We start from the raw sequence: 17,331 nt of genomic DNA, 5'->3' as shown, positions 1-17,331 counted from the left end.
CGCCGATCAGCTTGCGTCCAGCACGCTCGCCGGGACGCCGTAGGGCAGAAATCGGACGCGGCGGCGATCGTCGGTATTGTCGCGGTGCGCGCGCAAGGCCTCGAGTTCGTTCGGGAAAACCTGGTCGACGCGGGCCTCGCCGTCGTCGCCGATGGTGAAGATCGCCCACACTCCGCTGCCGGTCTCGCCGGTGGTCGCGCCCTCCGGTTTCGGCGGGCGGGTGCGTTCGGGCTGTACGAACTGACCGAGCAGCGACGCCAGGGGATTGCTGCCCGCCCGATCGATGTACTCCCCGGCCTTTCCGATCAGGTCTCGAATATCGATCCCCGCCTCTCGCAGCGCACGTTCGAAATCTTCCGGATCGATCCCGAAAGGCCCATTGGTTGCCATCGCATCTGCTCCTGAAGAAGATTTCGAGCGCTACGCACCCAGTCTCCTCGCGCAATCCCGACTCCGCCACGTCGGCCGAGGACACGGCAGCCGGGTTACGGCCGAGCAAACCGCCATCCGAGCTGAGGTCGTAGGGTGGGGTGGTATGACGCTCGAGGAGGTTGCGGCAGAGCTCTATGGGGTGCCACCCGCGGAGTTCGTGGCGGTGCGCACCGAGCGGGCGCGGCAGGCGCGCGACGACGGGGACCGGGTGCTGGCGGCCGCGATCGGTAAGTTGCGGCGGCCGACCGTGCCGGCCTGGACGGTGAATCTGCTGGTCCGGGCCGCACCCGAAGATATTCGTGCCCTGCTCGACCTCGGCGATGCACTGCGCGAGGCCCAGCGCCGGTTGTCGGGCGAGCAGCTGCGCACGCTCACCACCCAGCGGCAGCAGCTGCTCAGCACTCTCACGCGGAAGGCCGCGGATCTGGCCGCCGTGCACGGCCCGCGCCCCGGCGAAGCGGTGCTCCGGGACGTCGGCAGCACCCTGCAGGCAGCCCTCGCCGATCCGGAGGTCGCCGACCACGTTCGAACCGGGACCCTCACTGCCGCAGCCAGTTACGACGGCTTCGGCCCCGCCGGCCTGGTCGCTGTCCCCGCTGCCCAGCCCAGCGCGCCAGGCGGCACCGATTCGGAAAAGCCTGAAACACACCGCAATCGGCAGTCCACAGCCGATTCTCGCCGAACCGGCAACTACCCGCGCGCCGCCAAGCCCGCCCGCGACCCGCACGCCGAGGCGCGCCGCGAACTCGAGCAAACCCTCGCCGATCTCGAATCCGCCAGCACCGCTCTGACTTCCGCCCAATCGGACCACGATACCGCCACCGCCGACCTGACCGACCGCGAATCCCGCATCACCGCCCTGCGCGCCGAACTGGCCCACGCCGAGGACCAACGCCGCTTCACGGCCGCGACCGAACGCGCCACCCGCGAAGCCCTACGCCGCGCCCGCCAACACCTGGAGGGTCTGGAGCGTCGCGCGGAGCGAATCAGAAACCAGTTGCCCTCCAACTGACGGCGAATCGGAGTGACCCGCCGAAGGCCCGATACCCTTCGGGCACAGGGCTTTCGACGTCGGCTCGGGTCAGGGCAGCGAAATTCACTCGCTGAAGAGCCAGAATCCGTGCTCCTGCGGCGTATTGGGTCGCGGCGGAGTACGGGCTCTGAATTGATCAGTTGCCCGTTCGGTCCTTCGGGCCGGGGCCCTCGCCTCCAGGGCCTGCATTGCCACCACCGGCGCCCCCTGGACCGTCGCCGTCGCCGCCCGGACCCCCGCCTGTTCCGTCGGGCCCGCTCGCCGTGCCCTCGGTTATCGCGGTGACGGTGGCGGTGCCGTCGGTCTTGGTGGCGTGGATGCTCACCGTGTCACCCGTGTGCAGTGCGGACGCGCCTTTGGTAGCGGCCGTGATGGTGTAGCTCTGGGCGTACTTGTCGCTGCTCTCGGCGGTGATGGAGGTCGTGGACACCGCGGTCACGGTGCCGGTTTGAGTGAGCTCGGTGGTGTAGCCGCCGTTGCCGTCGGAGACGACGAACTCTCCGTGCAGCGGAGGACCGGTCATGGTGTCGCCACCGGGGCCACCGGTCGTCTCGGTTCCGCCCGGCCCGCCCGGTCTGTGGGCGCCGGCGGTGTTCGCGGCGGAAGCCGCGTAGACGATGCCGCCGCCGGCGGCGGCGAGTACTGCGGCGATACCTACCGCGGTGACCGTCTTCTTGACAGTCCAGGTGGACGCCGGTGCGGATTGAGTGGCGCCCCAAGGAGTTTCGGGAGTGGGAGGGGCCGGTGTGGGGTTGGTCATGGTTCGACCCTGGTCGCCGGACATGGGTGTGCGCTGTGCGCGAGGTCTGCATCCGTTAAGTCCGTGTGTTCACAGCTGGCACATAGACACGGCACAGCAACCACCAATCGTCCGCGTTCATGGTGAGACAATGTCCGTGATGACCACTGGAAACAGCCCGGCCGAACGAGTTGTCATGCACCGAGCCGACGGCAGCGCTATCACCGTGCTCGTGGTGGATGACGAGCCGGTACTGGCCGAGATGGTGTCGATGGCGCTGCGGTACGAGGGCTGGGAGGTGACGACCGCGGGCGATGGGCGTACGGCCGTCGCGAAGGCGCGGCAGACCCGCCCGGATGTGGTCGTGCTCGATGTGATGCTGCCGGATATGACCGGACTCGAGGTGCTCGGCAAATTGCGCGCGCAGTTCCCGCATCTGCCGGTACTGCTACTGACCGCGAAGGACTCGGTCGAGGATCGCATCGCCGGGCTGACCGCGGGCGGCGACGACTACGTCACCAAACCCTTCAGCATCGAGGAGGTGGTGTTGCGGCTGCGCGCGCTGCTGCGCCGCACCGGCGTCACCACCGCGGACAGTGGCGCCCAGATCGTGGTCGGTGACCTGGTTCTGGACGAGGACAGCCACGAGGTCACCCGGGCGGGTACGCCGATCACGTTGACCTCCACCGAATTCGAGCTGCTGCGCTTCTTCATGCGCAACCCCAGGCGGGTGCTGAGCAAGGCGCAGATCCTGGATCGGGTGTGGAGCTACGACTTCGGCGGTCGATCCAACATTGTCGAGCTGTACATCTCCTACCTGCGCAAGAAGATCGACAGCGGGCACGAGCCGATGATCCACACCCTGCGCGGTTCCGGATATGTCCTCAAACCCGCAGGCTGAGGCGCCGGGCCGCGGGCGGTCACCGCGCCGCTGGTCACTGCGCGCCCGGCTCCTGGTCGGACAGGTGCTGCTGCTGGTGATCGTGGTCGTCGGGACCGGCGCCGCGACCGAGTTTGCGCTGCAACAGTTTCTGGTGCATCAACTCGATACCGAGCTGATCGGCGTGCAGAAGCGCTCACTCGGTGACGCCGGCGGCGGCCCCAGCCTCGGACCCCGGCCGAGTGCGCCGTCGGGTCCGCCGCCTCCGCCGTCCGGGCCGGGACCGAGCTTCCTGGATCGCGGCGGCATTCAACCCGGTGCCGTGGGAGCCATCCTCGATGGCGGGAAGATCACCACAGCGGGCAAGATCGGCGCCGACGGCACGCAGACGGCACTGTCGGACACAGCGCAGCAGCAGCTTGCGTCGGTGCCGGCCTCGGGTGGACCGGTCACCGTCGATCTCGCCGGTCAGGGCCGGTATCGGCTGGTCGCGGATCAGACCTGGGACGGTGGCACGGTCGTCACCGGCTTACCTTCGGCGTCCGTGGACGCGATCCTCATGCGGGTATTGCTGATCCTGCTGATTGTCACGGTGGTCGTGCTGATCGTCGCGATCACGGTGGGCATCTGGCTCATCCGCCACGCGCTCGCCCCGTTGGATCGGGTTGCGGCGACCGCGTCCCGGGTCGCCGATCTGCAACTCGATCGCGGCGAAGTCGCTCTGCCCGTTCGGGTTCCGGCCGAGGATGCCGATCCCCGCACCGAGGTCGGCCAGCTCGGTTCGGCCCTCAACCGAATGCTCGATCACATCACCGACGCGCTCTCGGCACGCCATGACAGCGAAACCCGCGTCCGGCAATTCCTCGCCGACGCCAGCCATGAACTGCGCACCCCGCTGGCCGCTATTCGCGGCTATGCCGAACTGGCGCAACGCAAACGGGCGGAGGTGCCCGATGACGTGGCGAATGCGATGAGCCGGGTGGAATCGGAATCCCGGCGGATGACCGCGCTCGTGGAGGACATGCTTTTGCTGGCGCGGCTGGATTCGGGCCGTGGGCTCGAGCACGAGCCGGTGGATCTGACCCAGCTCACCGTCGACGCGGTCAGCGATGCGCATATCGCCGGCCGCGATCACCGGTGGGACCTAAAGCTGCCCGATGAGCCGGTGGTGATCACCGGTGACGCGGCCCGTCTGCATCAGGTGCTGGCCAACCTGCTCACCAATGCCCGCACCCACACCGGCCCGGGCACCACGGTGACCACCGCACTGGACTTCGGCGGCGAAGGGGGAGCGGTGTGGCGGGTCACCGACGACGGCCCCGGCATCCCGGAAGCTTTGCAGCCGGAGGTATTCGAGCGTTTCGCGCGCGGCGATTCCTCGCGTTCGCGGCGTGCGGGCAGCACCGGCCTGGGGCTGGCGATCGTTGCGGCTGTGGTCAAAGCGCACGGCGGCGTCATCTCGGTGGACAGTGTCCCGGGGCGGACCGAATTCACTGTCCGGCTCCCTGGCGACCGGGCTGCCACATCGATGTGACCGTGTGGGGCCGCCACATTGATGACGTGCGGCCCGCCGCATAGCCGGCTCACAGTTACGGCATAGGTGGCAACCACATCGGGCCATGAGTATCTAGGAATGACTACACCTTTGCTGGGCGCTTCCGCCCGCACAACTACCGGCGGGGGACCTGCCGGCATCGAAGACCGGGCGCACCGGCCGGACACCGCATCCGGTAACGGTCCGACGAGTCGATTCACCCGCTTGCTGTGTGGCCCACCCGGCCAGGATCGGTGGGTGCGTCCGAGCCTGTGGGCGCTGCTGGTGGCCACCGCGGTCCTATACCTGTGGGGACTGAGCAGATCCGGTTGGGCCAACGACTTCTACGCGGCCGCGGTCCAGGCGGGCACGCAGAGTTGGAAGGCGCTGCTGTTCGGTTCGCTGGATGCGGGCAATGCCATCACCGTGGACAAACCACCGGCCTCGCTGTGGGTAATGGGCTTGTCGGGCAGGGTGTTCGGGTTCAGCTCGTTCTCGATGCTGCTGCCTCAGGCGCTGATGGGTGTGGCGTCGGTCGGCCTGGTATACGGCGCGGTGCGGCGCTGGAGCGGTCCGGCGGCCGGGCTGCTGGCAGGGGTGGCGCTGGCAGTGACTCCTGTTGCCGCACTGATGTTCCGGTTCGACAACCCCGACGCCTTACTGGTGTTACTGCTCGTTGCGGCGGCCTACTGCACGGTGCGCGCCACCGCTAACGGTAGCGGCCGGTGGCTCGCATTGGCCGGTGTGGCAGTAGGTTTCGGCTTCCTGACCAAAATGATGCAGGCTTTCCTGGTACTGCCCGCGCTTGGACTGGTGTTCCTGGTGGCCGCGCCGATCGGCTTGCGGCATCGAATCGTGAGACTGCTGGGTGCGTTCGCGGCCCTGGTGGTCTCCGGCGGCTGGTTCGTCGCGCTGGTGAGCCTGTGGCCCAGCGCTTCCCGCCCGTACATCGGTGGATCGACCGATAACAGCATGCTCGAACTCGCTCTCGGCTACAACGGTCTCGGCCGTGTCCTGGGCGGGGAAGGCAACGGCGGCGGTGGAGGCGGTGGCAATACTGGCTTCGGCGGCAGCACCGGAATCACCCGACTGTTCGGCGATTCCATGGGCACCGAAATCTCCTGGCTGCTCCCTGCCGCCCTGATCGGCCTCATCGCGGGCCTGTGGTTCACCCGCCGCACGCCGCGTACCGGACGCTCCCGTGCCGCTCTGTTGCTCTGGGGCGGTTGGCTTCTCGTCACCGGCGTCGTCTTCAGCTACATGCAGGGCACCATCCATCCCTACTACACAGTCGCTCTCGCGCCCGCGATCGCCGCTCTGATCGGAGTATCGGTGGTGGAGCTGTGGCGCGCCCGCCAATTCCGCACCGCGCGTATCGCACTCGCCGCCATGGCCGCCACCACCGGCGTCTGGAATTTCATTCTGCTCGACCGCACACCCGACTGGTACCCGCCATTGCGCTGGATCGTATTGATCGGTTCGAGCGTGATCGCGGCGATCGTCGCCGTCGGTGCACATCAGCTCGGTAAATTCACCGCGGTTGTCGCCATCGCCGGACTCCTGTTCGGACTGGCCGGGACGACCGCATACGCCCTCGAAACCGCAGCAACCGCGCACACCGGATCCATACCGACCTCAGGCCCGGTTGTTCCCGGCCAGGGGATGGGCGGCGGACCCGGTGGCGGGGCACCCGCCGAGAGTTCCCCCGGCGATGCGGTAACCGGCCGTGAAGGCGGGGGACCCGGCGGTTCCAGCGCGACGAACACCGAACTGCAGCAGTTGGTGAAGCACACCGGCACGCGCTGGGCCGCCGCGACCGTGGGCTCGCAATCGGCCGGCAGCCTCGAATTGGCTACCGGCGCCTCGGTCATGGCGATCGGCGGCTTCACCGGCAGCGACAACTCACCGACCCTGACTCAGTTCCAGCAGTACGTCACCGACGGTGAGGTCACGTACTTCATCTCCGGCGGCGGCATGGGTGGCGGCCCCGGCGGTGGATCGGGCAGTGCCGGCGAGATCACGGCGTGGGTCGAAACCCATTACGTCGCCGAAACCATCGGCGGCACAACGGTCTACGACCTCACGCATCCCCTCACTTCCTGAACGGGGCCCGCGATGAACGCTGTTTCGGCTGCACCTTCTTAAGCGAACTACGCGGTCCTTCTTAAGCCTCCGCCTCTACTGTCGTGGCGCAGTGTTGCTGGAGAGGGGAGGGGGCCGGTGGTGAATACCGCTGTGGTCGGGGCCGAGGTCGAACCGACTCCTGTGGAACCGGAGGCCCCGGGAGCCGATCCGATACCGCAGCAGGACGGGAAGTCCGACTCGGGAGACTGGCATCTGCCGACCCGCATCGGATTCCGCTTCGGCGTCGTCTACTTCGGCCTGTTCGGCCTGGCGGGTGTGCTCGGCCTGCTGCCGATCCTCTTGTCGGGCTTGGGTATCCGGTCGGGCTGGACTTCGGTGCTGAATATCCTGCACCTCGCGCGCCCGCCGATCGAGTGGACTGCCACCCATATGCTGGGTCTGCACGTGGTCAGTGTGCAGGTGGGCAGTGACAGCGCATTCCAGTGGACCGCACTGTTTCTCCTGGTGGTGATCGCCGCGCTGGCGACGGTGGTGTGGTCGGTGCTGGATCGGCGGCGGCCGCGGTACACCCGCCTGTTCGCGTGGGCTCAGCTGTATCTGCGGTTCGTCCTGGCCATCGCGATGTTCTATTTCGGGACGGCCAAGGCGATTCCGACGCAGATGCCGTTCGTGCTGAACCGGCTGGTGGAGCCCTTCGGCAATTTCAGCCCGGAGGGTGTGCTGTGGTCGCAGGTCAGTGTGTCGCAGCCGTACGAAATCCTGCTCGGCGCAGCGGAATTGCTGGCCGGTGTGCTGCTGCTGGTACCGCGCGCGACGGCGGCGGGTGCGCTGCTCTGCGCGGTGGATATGACCCAGGTGTTCCTGCTGAACATGACCTATGACGTCCGACTGAAGACGGTGTCGTCACAGTTCCTGCTGCTGAGCCTGTTCCTGCTCGCACCCCGCGCCCGCCGGGTGCTGGCGGTGCTGTTCTCCGATCGGGCCGCGCCCGCGCTCCGGCCGGTGCCGCTGTTCGACTCCGCGCGGGCGAATCGGATCGCGCTGGTGGCGCAGCTGGTGGTGGGTCTGAGCGTGCTCGGCGTGACCGGTGCGCAGAACCTGCGGCAGTGGGCGCACCCCACCCCCGAGCTGTACGGCATCTATCAGGTTGTCGGCTTCTCCTCGGAGGGCTATGCCCGCGATCCGCTGCTCACCGACGAATTGCGCTGGCGCCGAATCGTTGTCGACCGTCCCTTCCACGTCTCCGACCCGGTGGTGCTCACCATTCAGCACATGGACGACTCCTTCGAGGAGTACGGCGGCGCCATCGATCCCAAGCGCCACTTCATCGACCTGCACAATCGCATCGCCCTGGGCACCTACGCGGAAACTCCGGTCCGAGTCCGCCTCACCTACTGGTGGCCCGGCCCCGGCCAGCTGATCATCGACGCCGACGACTATGCGGGCCACCGCATCCACGCCCGCTTCACCCAGCTGGACCCGAAATCCTTCCCCCTGGTGGACCGCGGTTTCAGCTGGGTCCAGGAGCAGCCCTACAACCGTTGAGCAGCACTAGGTTTCGTACTCGTACCCCGAGCGATCGCCGCGGGCGGACACGGCCGTGACAACTGCCGCGAGCAGAATCATGATCGCCGAAACCAGCAGGGCCACTTCGAGACCCCGATGGAATGCGGCGTAGGTGGCGGTGATGACCTGGTCGACTATCGGCCCGTACGCCGCCGAGGCCGAGGAATCCCCACCCGCGGGCACCTGGCCGGTCTTGATGGCATCGATCACGATCGATTGGAAGTTCGCGGGAATGCCCAGTTGGTTGAGCCGGGACACCAGATCGGCATTGAGGAACGAATTCACCAGGGAGCCCAGGGCGGCCACACCCACCACCGCGCCGACCTGGCGCATGGTGTTGGTGGCGGCCGCCGCCATCCCCGAATGCTCGGGTGGCACCCCGGACAGCACCGCCGACGTCAAAGGCACCACCGCAACGCCGAAACCGAGCCCGGCGAGCGTCAGCGACAGCGTCAGCGGAACGAATTCCGGTGTCACACCTAGCACTTGGCGGGTGAGCAGGATGCCGGCCGCGCCGAGTACGCAGCCGGTGATCATCGGTGTACGCGAACCGCGCAGTGCCACCCAGAATCCCGCGAACAACGCACCCACGATAATGGCGACTGCCATGGGCGCGAAGACCGCTGCCGTGCGCCAGCCCGAATACCCGGACACCTCTTGGAGATACAGCGCCGTGAAGAAGAAAATCGAGAAGATCCCGAAGTAGACGGCGAACGCCACGATCAGTGCGCTGCGCACCATCGGGCGCTTCAGGTAGTGGAAATCGAACATGGGATTGCGCGCTCTCGTCTCGGCGACGATGAACACCGCCAATGCGATACCGCCGATCACGAACAGCGTCACCACCGATACCGCGCCGTACCCGACCTCCTCGCCGGAGATGCCCGCGTAGATCACGGACGCGAGAAAGACTGTGCCCGAGATGAATCCGGCGATATCGACCGGACCGGGTTGCGGGTCGGCCGATTCCGGCACGTACCGTAGCGCGGCGACCAGCACCACCACGCCGACGGCGAGATTGAACCAGAACACCGATCGCCAGCCGTAGGCCCCGACCAGCACGCCGCCGATCACCGGTCCCAGCGCCAGTGCGAGTCCGGAGACCGCCGCCCACGCACCCAGCGCCCGGGCGCGTTCACGCCGCTCGGGAAAGATGTGCCGGATGACCGACAGTGTGCCGGGTTCCGACGCCGCCGCACCCACTCCCATGACCGCGCGGCCCACAATGAGCATCGTGACTCCGGTGGCGAGCGCCGAAACCACCGATCCCGCAGCGAAAACCGCCAACCCCGCGATCATCACCCGCTTGCGTCCCCAGCGGTCGCCGAGCGATCCGGCGGTCAGCATCAGGCTCGCGAACACCAGCGTGTACGCATTGACCACCCACTGCAGCGAGACCACACCCGCGTGCAGATCCGATTGGATATCGCCGAGCGTGACGCTGACGACGGTGGTGTCGAGAAAGGTCACGAACAGCACCGCGGTGACGGTGGCCAGTGCGATGCCCGGCCGCTGCGCCATACCGGCCGTCATTGCTCCGGTCGCGCGCATATCAGCTGGTCGGCGTGGTCGACGCGCTGCAGGGCGCGGGCGGTTTGCCCTGTGTCTCGAGCGTGAGCAGCGCGCAGAACGTCGTGGCCGACACCTTCCACGTGCCATCGGCCCGCACCGCATTGCCCGGCTGATCCTGCAGGGCGGGCGTGCCGTTCAGCGAGACGGTGTACACCACATTCGCCTTGTCGGCCCCGGCGGCGGTCACGCTGGACACGGTCGCCTTGGTGCCCTTGGCAATCGGTGAATCCACTTGCGCCCGAATGGTATCGGCGAAACTCTGGCCGTTCTCGAGCACCGCGATCTTCTGGTCGGCGGGTGTGGAGCCGTCGAAGAAGCGCTGATAGGCGTCCGTGACGGCCTGCGTCAGCGCGGCGTCGATACCGGGGACGGCCGAGGTCGGGTGCGAGGTCTCCGGTTCTTTGGCCGATACGCCGCATCCGGTGAGTACCGCCGCGATAAGCGCGCATCCCACAAGGGATTTCGATACGAGCATACGATTCGACATGCCTTGTCCTCCTAAGCGACAGACCGGCATGGATAGCAGAAATCAAGATTACGCGCCCGGACCGACCGGCGGGCACGTATTCGCGGCCACTCCCGCGCGGTGCGATTCCGTCAGCAGGGAGGGCAATATCCGGGCGCACCGCGGCGACCGCCCGACGACGCTGCTACGCGGCCCCCGGACATGCCGAGGGCGGAGCGCCCGTTACCGAGCACTCCGCCCTCGGCGGAATATCAGGCCCAGCTGAAACCGCGCTCACGTTCGCGCGGTGTCGCGAGATGCGAGCCGTGCGCGGTGCCGGTCATGGCGCCCGCGCTCATAGCGCTTGCGCCCCCGCCCATTGCGCCCGCGCCCGCCATTGCCGGAGCCTTCGCCGCAGGCATGCCGGTCGAGGCGGGCTTCGGCGTCCCGCTGCCGCCGCCGCGTCCACCGCGGGTCACCATGGCGGCGAGACCGCCTGCCGCAGCGGCGATTACGAGGCCGATGGGCAGTGCCCACCATTTCTTGTTGTCGCTGCCGCCCGAGCTGGTATCCGCGGCGGTCCCAGAGGATTGCTCCGGGGTAGCCACCGATGCTCCGGGAGGAGCTCCCGGTGCCGAGACATCGAGTCCGCTCAGCTGCGCGGCGATCTCGGGCGGGACGGTGACGAAGCCGTCCGCCTGACTCCAGCGAATATCGACCGGAGTGCCGTTCTGCCCGCGGAAGGTCTGGCTGTAGACGCCGTTCGCGAGCGTGGTGTCACTGGCCGGAGCGCCGAGCACCCCGTCGGTCGCGTGCAGATGCGACCACGCCGTCCGGATCGGTCCTCGCACCAGCCAGGCGCCGTTCTGCGGATTCCACTCGATGGTGGCTCCATCGGCCGCCGAGAACTCGCTGAATCGGGCGGTGCCCGCCACCGGTGCGTCCGATTCGTCATTGGTCGGATAACCGATGCCCGCATCCGCGCCGCCCAGGGCGAGATACTTGTCGAGAATCGCGCCGTACATCACCTTCGCGCCGGTCTCCGGCGAGTAGACGATCTTTCCGCCGCTGTAATCCTGCGCCGCGCCGTCCGACCCGAATGCGTATACGCCGCCGACCTTTTGGCCGAGCGGCGAGGACGCGCCGCCTTTCTCGTCGTAATGCGCATTGATCGCCGCGTCCGCACCGGCAGGCTGTGCCGAGGCCGTCGGGGCGAGCAGCACACCGGCGCACGAGGCGGCGAACAAGCCGAGCGCCGCCGCGGTCCTGGTGATCGATCCTTTCCAGCGTTTCATCGAAGAGCTCCTCACGAGAGTCGTCCGAGAATCAGCGGATATTGCTCGTCTTGGGTTTTGTCACGAATCCGATCACCGCGGCGACCACGGCGCCGACCACGCCGCCACCGCCGACCTGCGCGAGGATCTGACCGAAGTCCAATCCACTACCGGTGGCAGCCTGGATGATCGCGCCCGTGATGCCGCCGCCGATCGCTCCGGCGCCACCGCTGACAGCGGGACCGAACGGGCTCTTGGCGCCGCCGATCCCACCTCCGATCACGCCGCCGAGCAGACCCAGTAGCCATTCCATGATTCCTCCTGGTGCATGAAGGGGATGTGCCTACCGTGCTATGAATTCGCGCCTGTCCCAGGCATTCCGGTGCCGAAGCGGTCGGTGCGAACGGTGTCGGAGACCGCCTGCTCATGGCCTCTCATCAGCCGCTCCTGCTCGCGCAGTACAGCATTCGGATCCGCGCGTCCGGTGGTCATGGGCGCATCGGGTCCGGGCTGGATCCGGCCGCGCCCGGCAGGGTCGGCACCTGCTCGCCGGCGGTCGGCGCCGTAGTGCGCGAGCAATTCCTGTTCGGCGCGCGGCTCGATGCGGCCGTCGTGGTCCAGGTGGGGTGCGGAATCGACCTGCGACTTCATGGCCGGTACCCGCAGCGTGGTGTCGGCGGCTCGATATTCGGCACCCATGAGCGGCACCAGCGAATGTTCACCGAACATCCCGGTGGATACCACCGCCCAGGTCGGCTCACCCGAATCATCGTCCACGTAGAAATTCTCGACCCGGCCGATCTGCTCGCCGGCGGTGTCGTACATCGTGCAACCGATCAATGAATCCAGCGTTGTTTTCGCCACGATCTCTCCTCGGTGTCGGGAAATGATCTGCACAAAACTTGCTGCGACTTAGCTGATACCCAACCCGATGTTGTCCAAACTGGCAAGCCCAAGCCCGGAGCGATCAGCTCGCGGGCATCGTGCAGGATCTGTTCGTAATCCTCGCGATGGAACTCGTAGGGCAGCTCCAGGCGCAGCTCAGCGGTATGGGCCAGCACCGGATCGGCCCGCAGCCGATCGATGATCTCCTCGGAAGTGCCGACCAGATCCGGGGCGAACAGAATGCGCCGTTCCCCTGCGGCGCGAGAGTTCGCTCGTGCCGGGAGGCCGCGTATCGGCGGTAGCGCTCGCGGGTGGCGCGGTCCGCACTGTCGAACGGAACGATCACCCGTCCTACCGCGACCCGCGCCGGGCGGGCCGGATCGACGAGCCGGCGGTACTCCTCGATCAAGGTCAGCTGCGCGGTGCCGAAGTCGTCGGTGTGCTCACCGGTCACAATATTGCCGCAGAGCAGGTTGAGCCCGTTCTTCCCGGCCCAGCGCACCGAGCGGCCACTGCCGCCGCCGTACCAGAGCCGGTCGACCAGCCCGGGATTGTGCGGCCGCAGCCGGGGCCGCTGGGTATTGCCGGGGGAGTGGATCACCGCATCCGCAGCGCCGAGATAGTCGCCGCGCAGATTGTCGATCAGTCGTTCGATCCGCCCGTGCGACAGATCGTAGGTGCGCCAGTCACCCCGTCGAAGACCAGACTCCCGATCAGCTCCGCATGCGGCGGCGTGCCCGCGCTGAAGCCCGGTTGCAACCGGCCCCGGGACAGCACATCGGCCATCGACAGATCCTCGGCCAGCCGGAACGGGCTCTCGTAGCCGATCGGAATCACGGCCGTGCCCAATTCGATTCGGCTGGTGCGCTGCGCGGCCGCGGCCAGGAAGACCGCCGCCGATCCGACACCGTGTTCGAGATGCCGCTGCCGGATCCAGGCCCCGCCGAAGCCGAGCCGCTCGCCGTATTCGAACAGCTGCAGCGTGTCCTCGAGCCCGCTGTACGGATTGTCGTCGGGATAGTTTCCCGGGGTCAGGAACGACAGATTGCTGATCTGCACCGTCACGAGATCTGCTCGCCCGCTTGGATTTCGGCCCGCCGCCGCGTCGTCATACCAGGCATCCAACCGGATCGAGCTGCGGCCGAACAGGATTGGGATCATCGCGAACCCAATCGGCCGGCCGTCGGCCGGAATGGTCTCAACTACCGGGCGTGTAGCGGGGTCCGACGAGGGCCAGCGCGGTGTCCACCGCTATATCGATGATCTCGGTGATATCGCGGCCTTCCTCGACGGTGGAGGCGATGAGTTCCCGGAAGCCGCCGTAGAGGATGGTCGCCATCTGCCGGGACGGCGGGTGCAGGTTCGGCTGCTCGAATTCTGTTGTGGTGGTGAGATTTTGGATGAGATCGATGAATGCTTCGGCGGCGGCGCGGTGCAGTTCGCGCGCGCTCTCGCCGAGGGACGGGGTATCGCGAATCCAGGCGAGGGCGATGGTGGTATCGGCCTGCGAGGCGTGGATCCAGGCCTCGATGGCTTGGCGCACCTGGGTACGCCACGCCGCATTCGGGTCGACCGCCTCGTAGATCTGCTGGATCGTCTCGTTGTTCCGCTCGGTGAGCAGGGCGATGAAACAGTCCTGCTTACTGGTGAAGTGCTCGTAGAAGGTGCGGCGGGAGGTGCGGGCATTGCGGACCACGTCGGCCACCGTCGCATCCTGGTAACCGCGCGCGCGGACGGCATCTGCCATCGCATCGAGCAGGCGCCGCCGGAATCCGGATTCCGGCGTGCCCTCGGCGGCGGTGGGTGCGAGCTCGGCGCGTGTCACGAGAGTCAGATTAGCGACCTCCTCAGGCCGTCACCTGTTCCGGATCGCGATCATCGGGCGCGAAGGCGGTAATCGGTGGCGCGGCTGCGGTGGACCGGGCGGTGAAACGGAGAACGCCGTCCTCGATCCGCCCGTGCCGGAGGGTGAGGACGTCCTGGGCGTAATTCATGCCCAGCCGCCACGGCGCCCGGGACCCGGCCTTGGGGAATTGGTCTAGGGCCCGCAGGACGTATCCGGCCTGGAAGTCCAGCAGTGGTGTTTCGGTGACCGCCGGGTCCGGCCACGGTGTGCAGTGGTCGTAGCCGTGGGCGTCCATATGCCGCAGCAGGCGGCACACGAATTCCCCGACCAGGTCTGCCTTCAATGTCCACGACGCATTGGTATAGCCGATGGTGAAGGCGAAATTGGGTACGCCGCCGAGCATCATTCCCTTGTAGGCCATGGTGTCCGGCGGTGTGATCGTGCGTCCGTCGACCGTGAGCTCGATCGCGCCGAGGGCCAGCAGCCGCAGACCGGTCGCGGTGACCACGATGTCCGCCGGTAGTTCGGCGCCGGATGTCAGGCGAATGCCGCCGGGGGTGAAGCGGTCGATATGGTCGGTCACCACCGAGGCGTCACCGGCGCGCAGCGATCGGAACAGGTCCGCATCGGGAACCAGGCACAGCCGCTGATCCCACGGACCGTAGGCCGGATTGAAATGGGTGTCGACGTCATAGCCCTCGGGCAGCTGTTTGACCGTCTGGGTGCGGATGAACCTCCGCATCATCTCCGGCCGGCGCTGACTGAGCTGATAGATCAGCGTGCTGATCGCGACGTTCTTCCACCGGGTGATCGCATAGGCCCGTCGCGGCCCCAGCAATGCCCGAAGCTTGGTCGCCACAACGTCTTCGGTGGGCGCGGACAGGATGTAGGTCGGCGACCGCTGCAGCATCGTCACGTGTGCCGCCGTCTCGGCCATGGCCGGAACCATGGTGACCGCGGTCGCGCCGCTGCCGATCACAACGACGCGCTTACCTGCGTAGTCGAGGTCCGCGGGCCACTGCTGCGGATGCACGATCTGTCCCCGGAATTCTTCCGCGCCTGCGAAATCGGGGGTGTAACCCTGGTCGTACCGGTAGTAGCCGCTGCACAGGTACAGGAAGTGGCAGGTCAGTTCCGAGGTGGTGCCGTCATGCTCGACCTGCACCGTCCAGCGTGCCTCGGTGGAGGACCAGGTGGCGCGAATCACCTTATGCCCGAACCGTATTCGTCGATCGATACCGGCATCGGCGGCGGTATCACGAATATAGCGCAGGATCGACGGCCCGTCGGCGATCGCCTCGGCCGCGGTCCACGGCCGGAAACGGTAACCGAGCGTGGCCATATCGGAGTCCGACCGCACACCCGGATAGCGGAACAGATCCCAGGTACCGCCGATCCGCTCGCGGGCCTCGAGGATCGCATAGGTCCGGTCGGGAAATGCCGACTGCAGATGGTGGGCCGCGCCGATGCCGGACAGCCCGGCCCCGACGATCAGCACATCGACATGGTCGGTCATGCGTTCGCCTCCGTCTTGTCGCGGGTGAGCGGTCATACCGTCACCTGGCCGGACTGTGTCGCCGCGGATGTGCTGGGCGTGGGAGTGCGGCGGCGCACCACCGCGCGCCCCTTCTTCGCCGGTACCAGTGCGACACCGCGGAAGTGGGTGCGTTCATCGGGCGCATCGGTCGGCTCGAGGGTGAAATCCCGGAGCAGCGTGCGCAGGACGATATTCATCTCCATGGTGGCGAACGCCGCGCCGATGCACCTGCGGGCGCCGCCGCCGAAGGGAATCCAGCTGAAGGTCCCCGGCCGCACCCCGACAAAACGGTCCGGATCGAAGGCCCGGGCATTCGGGAAGAGCTCCTCGTTATCGTGCATCAGCCGGATGCTGACCACGATGTTCTGCCCCTTCGGCAGGGTCCACCGGCCCAGCTGCAGCGTGTCCGCGCGCACCTTGCGCCCGGTCGAGTCGATGACCGGACGTACCCGCTGCACCTCCAGCAGGGTGGCTTCACGCAGTTCGGAGCCACCGGCGTCGATCTCGGATACCAAGCGGCGCAATAGCTCCGGGTGCCTGCGCAGTCGCTCAACCGTCCAGGCCAGGGTGGTCGCCGTGGTCTCGTGACCGGCGGTGAGCAGCGTCAGCAGTTCGTCGGCGATATCGCTGTGACGCATGGCGGAGCCGTCGTCGTAGCGGGCCTGCAGCATCATGGCGAGCACGTCATCGCGCTCGGCGAGGTCTTCGGCGGCAGCCGCGCGGTCGATGAGACGGCCGACGATTTCGTCGTAACTGCGGCGGTGCGCCGCGAATCGAGCCCAGGGGCCGTACTGCCCGAGGAACTTCCGCGGTACCGGCAGCGCCGCCAGCGCCGAGCCGATGAGCACCAATTTCGGTAGCAGCTCACGCAATTGGTCGAATTCCGCGCCCTCGGCGCCGAATACCGCGCGCAGGATCACGTTCAGCGTGATCCGCATCATCGGGTCCATGGTCGCGAATTCGCGCCCCGACGGCCACGAGGCCATCTCGCGGACCGTCTCCTCCTCGATGAGCGTCTCGTACACCGCGAGCCGGCGGCCGTGGAACGGCGGCGCGAGCAGCTTGCGCTGTTTGCGATGCTCCTCGCCGACGAGCGAGAACAGCGATCCGGGGCCGAGGAACTGCCCGAGGTTGACGTCGATATTGTCGACCAGCTCCGTGCTCGCGGTGAACAGCGTCTTCACCTCGGCCGGTTCCGAAAGCACCACTGTGCGACCGAATCTTGGCAGCTGCACGGTGAACGCGGAGCCGTAGCGCTCGTGCATGCCCCGCCATGCGCGGGTGCGCCCGGTCAAGATTCTCAAGCCCTGTACGAAGCCCGGCGTGGTCGGTCCCTCGGGCATTCTGACGGCGGTCATACGCCAACTCCCTGCGTTGGTACTCCGATGTACCAACATGACGGTACATTCACGTACCAGCAGTGGCAAGGGTCACGTTCGCGGCGTCCACAGGCATCGCCTGTGGACGCCATCGATACTTTCTGTTTCCGCTCGATCAGCACGG

At 67.2% G+C, this 17,331-nt stretch carries 17 protein-coding genes; 5 read left to right on the top strand and 12 right to left on the bottom strand.

The features are described from left to right. Nucleotides 1-6: 6 nt before the first annotated feature. Nucleotides 7-390: a hypothetical protein gene (locus OG716_RS15865; protein ID WP_355119971.1), complete on the bottom strand. Its 384-nt coding sequence runs from the start codon at nucleotides 388-390 to the stop codon at nucleotides 7-9. Between the two features lie 145 nt (nucleotides 391-535). Here OG716_RS15865 and OG716_RS15860 point away from each other — a divergent pair, with 145 nt between their 5' ends. Next, on the top strand, nucleotides 536-1,444 hold the full coding sequence (locus tag OG716_RS15860) for a hypothetical protein (protein WP_405138375.1): 909 nt from the start codon (nucleotides 536-538) through the stop codon (nucleotides 1,442-1,444). Nucleotides 1,445-1,601: 157 nt separating this feature from the next. On the opposite strand, the gene OG716_RS15855 is transcribed toward OG716_RS15860, so the two are convergent. Further along, nucleotides 1,602-2,225, bottom strand: a complete 624-nt coding sequence (locus tag OG716_RS15855) for a hypothetical protein (protein ID WP_405138374.1) — start codon at nucleotides 2,223-2,225, stop codon at nucleotides 1,602-1,604. Between the two features lie 175 nt (nucleotides 2,226-2,400). On the opposite strand from OG716_RS15855, the gene OG716_RS15850 reads away from it, so the two are divergent. The 4 genes from OG716_RS15850 to OG716_RS15835 all read left to right on the top strand — a co-directional run bounded on the left by OG716_RS15850 (nucleotide 2,401) and on the right by OG716_RS15835 (nucleotide 8,248). Then, a complete protein-coding gene (locus OG716_RS15850; RefSeq protein WP_405139703.1) occupies nucleotides 2,401-3,105 on the top strand; it encodes a response regulator transcription factor in 705 nt (234 codons plus the stop codon). After that, on the top strand, nucleotides 3,083-4,618 hold the full coding sequence (locus tag OG716_RS15845) for a sensor histidine kinase (RefSeq protein ID WP_405138373.1): 1,536 nt from the start codon (nucleotides 3,083-3,085) through the stop codon (nucleotides 4,616-4,618). Before OG716_RS15850 ends, OG716_RS15845 begins: the two co-directional genes overlap by 23 nt. A gap of 99 nt (nucleotides 4,619-4,717) precedes the next feature. Further along, a complete protein-coding gene (locus tag OG716_RS15840) occupies nucleotides 4,718-6,721 on the top strand; it encodes an ArnT family glycosyltransferase (protein WP_405138372.1) in 2,004 nt (667 codons plus the stop codon). Nucleotides 6,722-6,841: 120 nt separating this feature from the next. After that, nucleotides 6,842-8,248 carry a DoxX family protein gene (locus tag OG716_RS15835; RefSeq protein ID WP_405139701.1) on the top strand — a complete coding sequence of 469 codons (1,407 nt, stop codon included), beginning with the start codon at nucleotides 6,842-6,844 and terminating at the stop codon, nucleotides 8,246-8,248. Nucleotides 8,249-8,254: 6 nt separating this feature from the next. On the opposite strand, the gene OG716_RS15830 is transcribed toward OG716_RS15835, so the two are convergent. The 10 genes from OG716_RS15830 to OG716_RS15785 form a co-directional block, all read right to left on the bottom strand. Continuing rightward, the gene (locus tag OG716_RS15830) at nucleotides 8,255-9,802 is read right to left on the bottom strand and encodes an MFS transporter (protein ID WP_405138371.1); all 1,548 of its coding nucleotides are present in this window, start codon (nucleotides 9,800-9,802) and stop codon (nucleotides 8,255-8,257) included. Nucleotides 9,803-9,821: 19 nt separating this feature from the next. After that, the gene (locus OG716_RS15825; protein WP_405138370.1) at nucleotides 9,822-10,328 is read right to left on the bottom strand and encodes a hypothetical protein; all 507 of its coding nucleotides are present in this window, start codon (nucleotides 10,326-10,328) and stop codon (nucleotides 9,822-9,824) included. Nucleotides 10,329-10,558: 230 nt separating this feature from the next. Further along, a complete protein-coding gene (locus OG716_RS15820) occupies nucleotides 10,559-11,581 on the bottom strand; it encodes an LGFP repeat-containing protein (RefSeq protein ID WP_405138369.1) in 1,023 nt (340 codons plus the stop codon). A gap of 31 nt (nucleotides 11,582-11,612) precedes the next feature. Further along, complete coding sequence (locus OG716_RS15815) at nucleotides 11,613-11,873, bottom strand: hypothetical protein (protein ID WP_405138368.1); 261 nt, start codon at nucleotides 11,871-11,873, stop codon at nucleotides 11,613-11,615. A gap of 38 nt (nucleotides 11,874-11,911) precedes the next feature. After that, nucleotides 11,912-12,424 (bottom strand): PRC-barrel domain-containing protein, encoded by a 513-nt coding sequence (locus tag OG716_RS15810; protein WP_405138367.1) that lies wholly within the window; start codon nucleotides 12,422-12,424, stop codon nucleotides 11,912-11,914. A 103-nt stretch (nucleotides 12,425-12,527) separates the two neighbouring features. Further along, complete coding sequence (locus tag OG716_RS15805) at nucleotides 12,528-13,046, bottom strand: hypothetical protein (RefSeq protein WP_405138366.1); 519 nt, start codon at nucleotides 13,044-13,046, stop codon at nucleotides 12,528-12,530. Between the two features lie 41 nt (nucleotides 13,047-13,087). Then, the gene (locus tag OG716_RS15800) at nucleotides 13,088-13,510 is read right to left on the bottom strand and encodes an LLM class flavin-dependent oxidoreductase (protein WP_405138365.1); all 423 of its coding nucleotides are present in this window, start codon (nucleotides 13,508-13,510) and stop codon (nucleotides 13,088-13,090) included. A 133-nt stretch (nucleotides 13,511-13,643) separates the two neighbouring features. Further along, nucleotides 13,644-14,270 carry a TetR/AcrR family transcriptional regulator gene (locus OG716_RS15795; protein ID WP_405138364.1) on the bottom strand — a complete coding sequence of 209 codons (627 nt, stop codon included), beginning with the start codon at nucleotides 14,268-14,270 and terminating at the stop codon, nucleotides 13,644-13,646. Nucleotides 14,271-14,292: 22 nt separating this feature from the next. Further along, nucleotides 14,293-15,807 (bottom strand): flavin-containing monooxygenase, encoded by a 1,515-nt coding sequence (locus OG716_RS15790; protein ID WP_405138363.1) that lies wholly within the window; start codon nucleotides 15,805-15,807, stop codon nucleotides 14,293-14,295. Between the two features lie 32 nt (nucleotides 15,808-15,839). Next, nucleotides 15,840-17,186: a cytochrome P450 gene (locus tag OG716_RS15785; protein WP_405138362.1), complete on the bottom strand. Its 1,347-nt coding sequence runs from the start codon at nucleotides 17,184-17,186 to the stop codon at nucleotides 15,840-15,842. Nucleotides 17,187-17,331: the final 145 nt, after the last annotated feature.

It is taken from the genome of Nocardia sp. NBC_01388 (assembly GCF_045040085.1).
Lineage (GTDB): Bacteria > Actinomycetota > Actinomycetes > Mycobacteriales > Mycobacteriaceae > Nocardia.
This window is presented reverse-complemented; position numbering and strand designations above follow the sequence as displayed.

Bases quoted from the DNA above. Each gene is read 5' to 3' on its own strand.
- OG716_RS15865 (WP_355119971.1), bottom strand. From the start codon at position 390: ATGGCAACCAATGGGCCTTTCGGGATCGATCCGGAAGATTTCGAACGT.
- OG716_RS15860 (WP_405138375.1), top strand. From the start codon at position 536: ATGACGCTCGAGGAGGTTGCGGCAGAGCTCTATGGGGTGCCACCCGCG.
- OG716_RS15855 (WP_405138374.1), bottom strand. From the start codon at position 2,225: ATGACCAACCCCACACCGGCCCCTCCCACTCCCGAAACTCCTTGGGGC.
- OG716_RS15850 (WP_405139703.1), top strand. From the start codon at position 2,401: ATGCACCGAGCCGACGGCAGCGCTATCACCGTGCTCGTGGTGGATGAC.
- OG716_RS15845 (WP_405138373.1), top strand. From the start codon at position 3,083: ATGTCCTCAAACCCGCAGGCTGAGGCGCCGGGCCGCGGGCGGTCACCG.
- OG716_RS15840 (WP_405138372.1), top strand. From the start codon at position 4,718: ATGACTACACCTTTGCTGGGCGCTTCCGCCCGCACAACTACCGGCGGG.
- OG716_RS15830 (WP_405138371.1), bottom strand. From the start codon at position 9,802: ATGACGGCCGGTATGGCGCAGCGGCCGGGCATCGCACTGGCCACCGTC.
- OG716_RS15825 (WP_405138370.1), bottom strand. From the start codon at position 10,328: ATGTCGAATCGTATGCTCGTATCGAAATCCCTTGTGGGATGCGCGCTT.
- OG716_RS15820 (WP_405138369.1), bottom strand. From the start codon at position 11,581: ATGAAACGCTGGAAAGGATCGATCACCAGGACCGCGGCGGCGCTCGGC.
- OG716_RS15815 (WP_405138368.1), bottom strand. From the start codon at position 11,873: ATGGAATGGCTACTGGGTCTGCTCGGCGGCGTGATCGGAGGTGGGATC.
- OG716_RS15790 (WP_405138363.1), bottom strand. From the start codon at position 15,807: ATGACCGACCATGTCGATGTGCTGATCGTCGGGGCCGGGCTGTCCGGC.
- OG716_RS15785 (WP_405138362.1), bottom strand. From the start codon at position 17,186: ATGACCGCCGTCAGAATGCCCGAGGGACCGACCACGCCGGGCTTCGTA.